General features: G+C 36.2%; 13 protein-coding genes and 1 pseudogene. 3 read left to right on the forward strand and 11 right to left on the reverse strand.

Going from position 1 to position 9,618, the window contains the following annotated elements; genetic code table 11:
- Positions 1-182 precede the first annotated feature (182 nt).
- Positions 183-520: pseudogene (locus M0Q20_RS10295) on the forward strand (transposase); the annotation flags it as partial.
- Between the two features lie 62 nt (positions 521-582).
- Here the strand turns inward: M0Q20_RS10295 and M0Q20_RS10300 are convergent.
- The 7 genes from M0Q20_RS10300 to M0Q20_RS10330 form a co-directional block, all read right to left on the reverse strand.
- A complete protein-coding gene (locus tag M0Q20_RS10300) occupies positions 583-1,386 on the reverse strand; it encodes a rhodanese-like domain-containing protein (protein ID WP_295061564.1) in 804 nt (267 codons plus the stop codon).
- Positions 1,387-1,394: 8 nt separating this feature from the next.
- Positions 1,395-1,697, reverse strand: coding sequence for a chorismate mutase (locus tag M0Q20_RS10305; RefSeq protein ID WP_295061567.1), 303 nt, complete (start codon positions 1,695-1,697; stop codon positions 1,395-1,397).
- Positions 1,698-1,792: 95 nt separating this feature from the next.
- Complete coding sequence (locus M0Q20_RS10310; RefSeq protein ID WP_295061570.1) at positions 1,793-2,641, reverse strand: S1-like domain-containing RNA-binding protein; 849 nt, start codon at positions 2,639-2,641, stop codon at positions 1,793-1,795.
- A 67-nt stretch (positions 2,642-2,708) separates the two neighbouring features.
- Positions 2,709-2,948, reverse strand: coding sequence for a thioredoxin family protein (locus tag M0Q20_RS10315; RefSeq protein ID WP_295061573.1), 240 nt, complete (start codon positions 2,946-2,948; stop codon positions 2,709-2,711).
- Positions 2,949-2,957: 9 nt separating this feature from the next.
- Positions 2,958-3,914, reverse strand: coding sequence for a permease (locus M0Q20_RS10320; RefSeq protein WP_295061576.1), 957 nt, complete (start codon positions 3,912-3,914; stop codon positions 2,958-2,960).
- On the reverse strand, positions 3,907-4,320 hold the full coding sequence (locus M0Q20_RS10325; protein WP_295061579.1) for an arsenate reductase ArsC: 414 nt from the start codon (positions 4,318-4,320) through the stop codon (positions 3,907-3,909). Before M0Q20_RS10325 ends, M0Q20_RS10320 begins: the two co-directional genes overlap by 8 nt.
- Positions 4,317-4,640, reverse strand: a complete 324-nt coding sequence (locus tag M0Q20_RS10330) for a metalloregulator ArsR/SmtB family transcription factor (protein WP_295061582.1) — start codon at positions 4,638-4,640, stop codon at positions 4,317-4,319. The genes M0Q20_RS10325 and M0Q20_RS10330 overlap by 4 nt, the downstream gene beginning before the upstream one ends.
- 114 nt (positions 4,641-4,754) lie before the next feature.
- On the opposite strand from M0Q20_RS10330, the gene M0Q20_RS10335 reads away from it, so the two are divergent.
- Positions 4,755-6,017, forward strand: a complete 1,263-nt coding sequence (locus M0Q20_RS10335; RefSeq protein WP_295061585.1) for an arsenic transporter — start codon at positions 4,755-4,757, stop codon at positions 6,015-6,017.
- A gap of 3 nt (positions 6,018-6,020) precedes the next feature.
- Here M0Q20_RS10335 and M0Q20_RS10340 read toward each other — a convergent pair whose 3' ends face one another.
- From M0Q20_RS10340 to M0Q20_RS10355, 4 genes are all read right to left on the reverse strand, one after another.
- Complete coding sequence (locus M0Q20_RS10340; RefSeq protein ID WP_295061588.1) at positions 6,021-6,743, reverse strand: glucosaminidase domain-containing protein; 723 nt, start codon at positions 6,741-6,743, stop codon at positions 6,021-6,023.
- The gene (locus tag M0Q20_RS10345) at positions 6,740-7,990 is read right to left on the reverse strand and encodes a spore photoproduct lyase family protein (RefSeq protein ID WP_295061591.1); all 1,251 of its coding nucleotides are present in this window, start codon (positions 7,988-7,990) and stop codon (positions 6,740-6,742) included. The genes M0Q20_RS10340 and M0Q20_RS10345 overlap by 4 nt, the downstream gene beginning before the upstream one ends.
- Positions 7,991-8,123: 133 nt before the next feature.
- Positions 8,124-8,468: a hypothetical protein gene (locus tag M0Q20_RS10350; RefSeq protein ID WP_295061593.1), complete on the reverse strand. Its 345-nt coding sequence runs from the start codon at positions 8,466-8,468 to the stop codon at positions 8,124-8,126.
- A 66-nt stretch (positions 8,469-8,534) separates the two neighbouring features.
- A complete protein-coding gene (locus M0Q20_RS10355) occupies positions 8,535-8,801 on the reverse strand; it encodes a hypothetical protein (protein ID WP_295061596.1) in 267 nt (88 codons plus the stop codon).
- Positions 8,802-9,005: 204 nt separating this feature from the next.
- Between M0Q20_RS10355 and M0Q20_RS10360 the strand changes: the two genes are divergently transcribed.
- Complete coding sequence (locus M0Q20_RS10360; RefSeq protein ID WP_295061599.1) at positions 9,006-9,350, forward strand: hypothetical protein; 345 nt, start codon at positions 9,006-9,008, stop codon at positions 9,348-9,350.
- The last annotated feature ends 268 nt before the right edge of the window (positions 9,351-9,618 follow it).

Genomic DNA, 9,618 nt, shown 5'->3' on the forward strand with positions numbered 1-9,618 from the left:
GACATAACCGACAACAAAGTGGACATCTACGATATACAAAGCCATAAAGGTCTGCACCTTGAGCTTGATACGAGGCTGCTTAGTAAAAAAGGGCAGGATGAAATAAACCCTCGTCGCTTAAGGTTACAATTCGTAATTTTTTTTACGAAAAACTGCCGAATTTAACTCCGTGGTTGACAGAGCTACTCAAACTTGAAGAAAAATGGGGTAAAAAGTATCCATTGGTTATAAACTCTTGGAACAATAAGTGGGATAATCTATCAATCTTTTTCAAGTACCAGCAGAGATAAGAAAGATAATTTATACAACAAATATTATAGAGTCGGTACATCGCCAGTTTAGAAAACTTACTAAAACTAAAGGTGCATTTCCAAATGAAAATTCACTGTTAAAATTACTCTATCTGGGAATACAAAATGCAAGTAAAAAATGGTCTATGCCAGTGAGAAATTGGTCACTAACAATTTCTCAACTTGCCATCTTTTTCGAAGGGAGGCTGGACAAATATTTAGAGGTGTAGCTTTATGTTACTAAATGTAGTTGACACGGAATTTTAAACGCTCTCTAAAATACAAAAAAAGGCTATTTATCTTTAAGTGCAGTTAAAATTTTTACATTTTTAAAGTTAAATTTTTTGTATAAAATATACCAGTTAGTAGAGGCTTTAAATATATTCTCATCATATACTATTATCTTTTTATTATTGAACAAATCTAGTTTTGATCTAAAACTTTCTAAATTATCATCACTTCTAAGGGTAAAGTCGTCAAAAAAATTATCCTTGTAACTTCTATCAATAATATAAGAGATATCTGTAAATATTTTGCTACTATCTACTTTGTCACTGCCATCTACTACAACAATATTTTGCTGTTGTGTCTTGATATACTCTAATCCTACCGAGAAGGTTGGATTATATTTTATTTTATATGTTCCCTTTTTCTTAGCTGAACTCTTTTTGGAGGAGACAAGAGTATGGTATTTAAATACCCAAGCCATATAGCCACCCTCTAAAATAGATATATTCTCAAAGCCATGTTCAATCATAGTAAAAGCAAGAAATGTTGAGTTTAAAAAATCCTCATCTGAGCTTCTAGAGTAGATAACTACATGTGAATCTCTGTTGATTCCAAGTTTTTTAAACTGATTTTGTACGTTTTTGCTCTGAGCTGAGGCAAGTCTAGCATAGTTGCTTTTGGTAAATTTGGATATATCCGCATGAAGAGCCCCTGCTATATGACTCTTCTCATACATAGCTAAAGAGCTTACATCCAAGAGAACTAATTTTTCATCTTTTAGTGAATTTTTTAGTTCCTCAGGTGATATAAAAGCATCATAAGCGTATGAGTAAAAAGTAAGTAGAAGTAGTATAAAAATATGTTTCATAAAAGGCTTTAAAATGTTTGTTTGTTTCTAAATTCTGATATCTCCGTCTCAACCATTTCATTTATCATAGTTTCAAAAAGGTCAGATATCATATTGGGTGATACGCCTGCTTGAATTGCGGAGTGACGAACTTTTTGCAGAATATAATCTACTCTATCTTCAGCTTTAACCTCTTCTATGCTGTTTTTAAATGAGGCTGCTTGACGAATAAGGTGACTTCTTTTGGAAATAAGATCTACAATTTTATCATCTATCTTATCTATCTCTTCTCTAACCTCTTCAAGCGAGTTGCATTTTTTAATATCTGACATGTAGTTTCTCCGTTTTTAATAGGACATATTACCCAAAAAGAGATAATAGTTAAGCCATAATTTTGCAGTTTTGCTTTTGTAGTTTTTATACCGTATTAGCTCTTTAGGTATATTCCACTATCTTTTATCTCAATATCTCCACTCTCCTGAAGAGTTGTAAGAGAGCGTTTATACGCTTTTTTGCTTAAGCCAAAGATACTTTGAATCAACTCTGGGTCACTTTTATAGTTGTATGGCATAGAGCCGCCGCTTCTCTTTAGAAGCGACATGACTTTTTGGCAAGACTCCTCTTTTTGCTTTGTTCCGCCAGCTTGAAGAGTTAGATCTATGCAGCCATCTTTTCTTACAGTTTTTATATACGCTCTTTTTTTGCTTCCAATCTCTATCTTTTGAAATATTTCGTTGTGATAGATAAGCCCCTCATACTTCTCTTGGACAATGCACTTAAAGCCAAGCGGAGTTTTTGCGATGATAAGAATATCTACCTCTTTGTTTGGAGCAAGCCCTTTTGGCTTTTTATCAAAGAAGTTGCCTAGTTTTTCGGTTCCGACAAGGCGGTGTGTTTTTTCATCATAAACGACTTTTAGAAATCTTTTCTCGCCGATTTTGAACTTCTCTTTTTGAAACATATTTGGAACAAATAGGTCCTTTGCAAGTCCCCATCCGACAAATGCCCCAAAAGGTGCAACATCTACCACCTCAAAGAGCGCAAACTCATCAAGCATCGCCTTTGGTGTAAGAGTTGTAGCTATAAGTCTATCTTCAGAGTCGGTATATAAAAAAACTTTCAAAAGAGTTCCCTCTTGCATCTCGTCTGTTACGTAAGCTTGTGGTAGAAGTACATCTTTTTCATCAAGCGCTGTTAAAAATATACCGTGAGGTGTGTGTCTATCAACTTTGAGGCAGTTTATGCGTCCGAGTTCTAAATGTTGGTTTTGTTGCAAAGTATTTCCTTGTAGTTGTCCAAAATTATACCTATTTTGAGATATACAAAGGGTTAAGTTTTAGATATTAGCTCATTTTATCCATAAGCAAGAGAACTTCATCTACACTAAGAACTTTTCCGGTGCTTAGCACTTTTTTATCTATTACAAGTCCCGGAGTGCTTACAACTTGATACTCCATAATTTTCATAATATCATCTACTTTTTCAATCTGGACAAACTTTTTACTCTTTGCAACAGCCTCTTTTACCACAGCTTCAAGCGTTTTGCACTTTGCACAACCTGTTCCTAAAATTTCGATTTTCATATTCTCTCCTCACAGTATTAAATTAAATAGATACCCGACTAAAAGTATCCCAAAACCTACCACGCCAAAAAATATTGCTATTAGCTTCATAGATAAGACTCTCTTTAGTATCATCGCCTCAGGAAGGCTTAGTGCTACAACCGCCATCATAAAGCTAAGAGCAGTTCCAAGAAGCATCCCTTTTTGAGTTAATACTTCAATAAGAGGTAAAATCCCCGCTGCACTACTGTACATCGGGATTCCCATAACAACCCCGACAACCGGTGCATACCATGCATCGCCTCCTGCATACTTGCTTATAAAATCGGTTGGAACATAACCGTGTATAAATGCTCCGATTCCAACACCTATGATAACATAGAGATATATCTTTTTAAATATATCCACAGTGTACTCCCACGCCTCTTTAAGTCTGCTGCTAAAGAGCACTCTCTCTTGAGTGTACGATAAGTCATCAATCGGTTTTACCTCTATTAGAACCTCCTTTTCAAGGTTCATAGCGCCTATTATTACTCCTGCAATGATTGCGATTATAAGACCTACTCCTACATAAAGCAGCGCTATTTTCCATCCAAAGAGAGAAAAAAGAAGTGCTATTACTACCGCATCACTTAAAGGTGCTGATATTAGGTAGCTAAATGTTACGCCAAGAGGGATTCTAGCTTGCAAAAATCCTAAAAATAGAGGAACTGCGCTACAGGAGCAAAACGGAGTCATAACGCCAAAAACAGCTGCTAGTATATGAGCTGTAAGTTTGTGCTTTTTGCTTATATACTCTCTTGCTCTCTCAACCGGAAAATAGCTTCTCATTATGGTTACAATGAAGATTATGACCATAATCAAAATAAAGATTTTAATAGTATCGTAGATAAAAAAGTGTACCGCTTTACCAAGATGGCTGCTTGAAATTAATCCAAAAGTATCAAAAACAAGCCAAGTGACTAGATTGTGCAGCCAATCAAACATGGCATAACTCTTTTTTTACAACCGGTAGAAGCTCTTTTTCTATTAGAAGAAGTGTTTTCTCATACTCCTCTTCTGCTTTGCCGCTTGGGTCATCAAACCCCAGATGGATTGTTTTAACGCTCTTAGGAAACATAGGACAGTTCTCTTTTGCATGGTCGCATACGGTAACTACTAAGTCAAAAGAAGTATCTAAAACCGTCTCTATAACTTTGGAGTGATACTCGTCTCTCCAGTAACCTTTTTCTTCTAAGAGTGCTTTAGCATTTGGATTTACCATGCCGCTTGCTTTAGCGCCTGAACTTTGAGCTACTAAGCAATCACCCAGTTTTGCATTTAAAAGCGCCTCTGCCATAATCGAGCGACAGCTGTTTGCAGTACATAAAATTAATACGTTTTTTTTATTCATAAGCTACACTCTCCTTTTTGAGAGGATTTTTTTAACTTTGGAAGCTCTATGTCAAGATATTTTATCTCTTGTAACGCTTCGCTTCTAAAGCGATCAAGCGGAGCTCTTATGGAGTAGTACGCCCATGTTCCGCGCCGTTCTACACGCAAAAATCCTGCCTCTTTTAAGATTTTTAGATGTCTTGAGAGGCGAGATTGGATCATCTCTAGAGAGCTTTGCAAATCGCAAACACAAGTCTCCCCATGCTCATCCAAAAAGCGCAACAGAAGAACTCTTGTCTCATCATTAAGTGCTGAGACACTCTTTAAAAAGATATCCACATCAATCCCCTTTGTTGAAATTGCAAAATTGTAGCTAAATAACATTGCTAAATCAAGATATATTGATGTTTAGATTTAATTCTGCTATAGTTCTGTTTTTAAAAAGGAGTCTGCATGGCACTTGCGATGTCTGTTTTTCTGGTTACTCTGCTTTTCATTATCTGGCAGCCACGCGGTTTGCAGATAGGCACAACTGCTGTCGGGGGAGCGGTTGTGGCTCTTGTCGTCGGGGTTGTAAGTTTTAGTGATGTTGTAAGTGTAGTAGATATCGTCTGGGATGCAACTTTGGCATTTATCGGGATAATCCTTCTCTCAATGATACTAGATGAGATAGGTTTTTTTGAGTATGCAGCCATAAAGATGGCAAAATTAAGCGGCGGAAACGGGCATAAGATGTTTGTTTATATACTTCTTCTTGGTGCAATTGTTGCCGCATTTTTTGCAAATGACGGAGCGGCATTAATCTTGACACCGATACTTCTTGCTAAGATGAAGTACTTAAAAATGAAACCTTTAGCAATCTTTGCTTTTTTGATGGCGGGTGGTTTTATCGGCGATAGTGCGTCAAATCCGCTTGTTATCTCAAATCTTACAAACATAGTAACGGCTGGTTATTTTGATATAGGTTTTGTTGAGTATGCTAAAAATATGTTTTTACCTAACCTTCTTAGCATTATCGCCTCCATCGCTGTTTTATGGATATATTTTCGTAAAGATATTCCTTTTACGATTGATGTCTCAAAACTTCCAGAAGCTTCATCGGTTATAAAAAACAAAACTATGTTTAAGATAAGCTGGTTTTTTCTCGCACTGTTGATGGCGGGTTACTTTATAGGTGATTACTACCATCTGCCAATCTCTCTTTTTGCACTGGGCGGCGCTCTGGTTTTTTTAATGATTGCAAATTACTATAAGGCGGTAAAGCCAATTATGACCATAAAAGCTGCACCCTGGCAGGTAGTGTGGTTTAGTATCGGTCTGTATGTTGTAGTTTACGGTCTCAAAAATGAGGGTTTGACGAATATTATCGCTTCTTGGATAAGAGAGCTTAATACTCATGGAGAGTTTATTGCCATTGTCGGAACAGGATTTCTCTCGGCAGTTATAAGCTCTGTTATGAACAATATGCCGACTATTATGATTATGGATATAGCAATCGATCAGGTCGGGTACATCGGAAATGAAGCACTTGTTTATGCAAATATCATAGGCTCAAATCTTGGTCCGAAAATGACTCCAATAGGCTCACTGGCAACTCTTTTATGGCTGCATGTGCTAGCTAAGAGGGGAGTGAAAATTGGGTGGGGCGAGTATATGAAAGTCGGACTCGTTATAACTCCGCCGGTGCTCTTTGTGGCACTTCTTGGATTAGTTTAAAAGCTACTCATCATAAATATATAGTTTGTTATACCTTATAATCTTAGTTAAATCCTCACCGTACTTTTCTCCTATCTCAGAGTAACGCTCAAGTTTCTCTACTAGCAGGTAGGGGTCATCGGTCTGCATTTTAAGCTCTCTAAAGTCTCTGTAGGCTTTGGAGCGGGCAAGTGTTTTGTAGTAGTCTCTGATTGAGTCCTCTATGCTAGGATACTTCTTTAGCCAGATGACTCTTTTACCTCTCTGTTCAGATGCCGCTATTCTCGGTCCTTTTTTATTTACCGACCACATTCCATAGAGGTTGTTTGCCTCCTTAAAAAAGCGTGACTCTGCCCATGCACTCTCCATCGCTGCCTGAGCTATGGCAATACTTTTTGGATGAGGTTTAAGAGCCATAAGAAGCTCTTCGTCACTCTCTACTTTATACATCTTTTTTAACTGTAATATTTTCTTTTGATAGACTCTGTTTGTTAAATTTTCAGAGATTTCGTTGTACTGCTCTTCAAGCTCAGCGTAAACTCTATCTACGGCAGGGATTACAAGATTGCTAAACTCTCTTTTTCTATCACTAGCCGATAAGGCGCTATTTTGTGGTATCTCTTGGGATTCATGGAGCACCATTATATTTGGCTTTGTCTCTTTTTTAATAAATATGGTGTCATATAAAGAGGAGAGTATAAGTGATGTTACATATATATAGAGCATATTGTCGGATAAAAACTTCATATTAAAAACTCCATCTCTAGTTTTTTTGTATAGGCCCCAAGCATTGCTCTCTCAAAATCATTGTTTGTCGAGTATTGGTAACCAAATGCCTTACTCCACATCTCATGCTCTTCCATGCAGAGATAAAAAAAGACCTCCTTGTGCCAAGGGGTAAAACTCTCATAAGCATGTATAAACATCTCTACCTTTGTTGCAGTTGGATACGAACTTTTGCCGCTTGCATCCTCAAGGGGCATCTGGGTGATTTTACTTCTAAAATCCCGCTCTCTTAACTGCTTGATAACCGGCTTTATAAATGTAAGCGTTCCAAAACTAACAAGCGCAACTTCGTCTGCTTTAAACTCTTTTATCAGCCGAGAGTAAACCTCTTCATACTCATTTAAATAATTATCATACTCAACAATAGGGTGAAAATGAAAGCCAACCTTTACCCCTTTGTCTGCTACTCTTCTTGCCGCGCCGATGCGTTTACTTAAAGAGGCTGTTAAATGCTCCTCATTTTCTATAATAGTCTGCGTATTTAACGACCAAGTACAGAGTATATTTTTAGGAACTTCGTTCTCTAAAAAGTATTTGATATTATCGGATTTTGTCTTAAACTCTAAAATAACGTTTGGATTTTGCCTTGCAAAAAGAAAGAGTGCATCTAAAATACCCTCTCTGTTGCCCCACATAAGAGAGTCGGAAGCTTGACCCGTCCCGATATGGTAAGTTCTATTTTTTTCAAGTTTTAGGTTTTTTAGTTTTGTGGCAAAGTCACTATCAAATGTGATGGTGTTTTGATTATAAAATGATTGTATTGAGCAGTAAGAGCAGTCAAAACCGCAACTCTCAACTGCATCAAGAGTAAGAAGGTTACAGCACCTAGTCTTCTCTGATGCAACGGGACAAAGCCCAAGCCCGAACCCATCTTTTGCTTCGGTTTTAAAGGTGAACTTCTGTTCATCTCTCTGGTTTTTAAGCTCGAAACCGTTGTAGGAGTTTGGCTTGCTTCGCAGCTCTTCGTACGCTTTTTTCAGCCTTGAGAAAACAACTTTTTTCTGTGAATGTTCTGGAAATATCTCTATGATGCTTTTTTCATTCCACATCTCAAGGTCTCTTGCTATGTCGATGATCTGTTTTATCTCCTGATGAGAAAATCTGTGCAGATGGGCTTTGGAGCTTATAAACTCCTGCTCACTCGGCGAGAGTTTGTAAAAAAGAGTGTTCTTTATGCTCGCTTGAAATTTATCTTCATATATATTCATGAGCGGAATTTTAGCAGAATTGATATTTTTTTGAAATAACACCGCGTTCTAAGGCAAATTAAAACGCCTTTTTACCCGATGGTATTTGAAGACGACAAGTCATATTTAACATTGTTATTAAAGATTATGGTACTTATTTTACACAAATAAATTTAATGTATATTTTATTTGTATTCGCCATAAAACCACCACCATTTCCATTTGAAATAAACATAGCACCACTATTTTTATTTGATTCATCAATGATTTTATATTTACCACTGCAAGCTTCATACATTTTTTTGTAAGCATCTTCTCTTCTGGCTTCTCTTACAGAAGATGCACCACCATTAAGATAACTTACTAAGCCATATTGTTCTTCAGAATTAATTGGTGCATATTTAGATTTTTCAATGCTTCCTGGCATATGTTCAATTTTTGCAGTACAGCCACTGAATATAATTGTTAATATCGTGCTAGCTACTATAAATTTTGTCATTTTCTTCCCTCTTATTTAATTTCAATTTAAAAAATTTGCTTTATATTGTTACAATCATACTATTTGCTATGCCTTAATTGTATTGACAGCTTGATTCTTTATCTCTTCACTTATTCTTTGTGACTCTAGAATATAATCTAGTGCTTCTTGTACACGATTTTCTTTAATAAGAGTTCTAGCTTTACTAATTCTAGATCTTCTTGATTTTTCTGTATATTTGCTTGGTAATATTTCTATTATATCAGCTACTTCATAACTTAAATTATTAAAGTATTGAAAATATTCAACAAATACTTTTATTCCTATTCCATTGAGTAATTTTCTTATATCCATTTAATTTTTCCTTGCTCTGTAGCATAACTATTTATTTAACGAACATTATATACAAAACAACTTCATATTTGCTAATTAAACAAGCACAAAAAATGTTTATTTAAATGATAAAAACATGACAAAATGCAATAATATTTAGACAAATTGATTAAAAATAGTAATATTCTCAAAATTTCGATGTTTATTGAATATGAGGAGATTGTTATGATCTTAGGCAGATGCCCATATTGCGAGGATGGTTCCATTGAGGTGCGTGACAAAGAGGTTCGCGGCAAAAAGGTCAAGCTCTATGCCTGCAGCAACGCTCACTGGAAAACCGAGGATGGCGAGATGTTCGAGCTCAGAGATGATGCTTCGTGCGACTTTCGTATCTGGCAGAACTCACTTGCAAAATATGGAAAGTGGCTTACATATAAAGAGGTGCGCTCTCTTTTAGAAAATGAAACTATTGAAGTAGAGCTTCTGAGCAAAAAGTATGGCAAAAAAATCCATTACAATAAGTATATAGTCTTAAATCATGAGTATGGGGTGAGTGTTTTGTGGGATTAGGCTGTGGCAAAAAAGAGTAAAAACAGATTATCTTATATAAAACATAATGCTTTAATAAATCTTTTACATTTATTCGTGTATAATCCACATCCACTTTGCTGTTTTGACAATAAGCTAGAGTATTTTTACCTATATAGTGATATGTAGATAAAAGTATTGGCATGCAAACAGAGATGCTTGCCTAAATGCAGTAAAGATTGGCGTAAAGGCAAATAGTGAAGCTTATAAGAGGCTTGCTCCTCTCGCCGTTGGCGTAGCTTTTGGTAAG

Source organism: Sulfurimonas sp. (assembly GCF_023229025.1).
In the GTDB taxonomy this organism is placed as follows: Bacteria; Campylobacterota; Campylobacteria; order Campylobacterales; family Sulfurimonadaceae; genus Sulfurimonas.

Excerpts from the sequence above, each read along its gene's own strand:
- M0Q20_RS10305 (WP_295061567.1), bottom strand. The coding sequence starts at position 1,697 with ATGTCAGATATTAAAAAATGCAACTCGCTTGAAGAGGTTAGAGAAGAG.
- M0Q20_RS10350 (WP_295061593.1), bottom strand. The coding sequence starts at position 8,468 with ATGACAAAATTTATAGTAGCTAGCACGATATTAACAATTATATTCAGT.
- M0Q20_RS10300 (WP_295061564.1), bottom strand. The coding sequence starts at position 1,386 with ATGAAACATATTTTTATACTACTTCTACTTACTTTTTACTCATACGCT.
- M0Q20_RS10320 (WP_295061576.1), bottom strand. The coding sequence starts at position 3,914 with ATGTTTGATTGGCTGCACAATCTAGTCACTTGGCTTGTTTTTGATACT.
- M0Q20_RS10340 (WP_295061588.1), bottom strand. The coding sequence starts at position 6,743 with ATGAAGTTTTTATCCGACAATATGCTCTATATATATGTAACATCACTT.
- M0Q20_RS10315 (WP_295061573.1), bottom strand. The coding sequence starts at position 2,948 with ATGAAAATCGAAATTTTAGGAACAGGTTGTGCAAAGTGCAAAACGCTT.
- M0Q20_RS10345 (WP_295061591.1), bottom strand. The coding sequence starts at position 7,990 with ATGAATATATATGAAGATAAATTTCAAGCGAGCATAAAGAACACTCTT.
- M0Q20_RS10355 (WP_295061596.1), bottom strand. The coding sequence starts at position 8,801 with ATGGATATAAGAAAATTACTCAATGGAATAGGAATAAAAGTATTTGTT.
- M0Q20_RS10325 (WP_295061579.1), bottom strand. The coding sequence starts at position 4,320 with ATGAATAAAAAAAACGTATTAATTTTATGTACTGCAAACAGCTGTCGC.
- M0Q20_RS10360 (WP_295061599.1), top strand. The coding sequence starts at position 9,006 with ATGATCTTAGGCAGATGCCCATATTGCGAGGATGGTTCCATTGAGGTG.
- M0Q20_RS10335 (WP_295061585.1), top strand. The coding sequence starts at position 4,755 with ATGGCACTTGCGATGTCTGTTTTTCTGGTTACTCTGCTTTTCATTATC.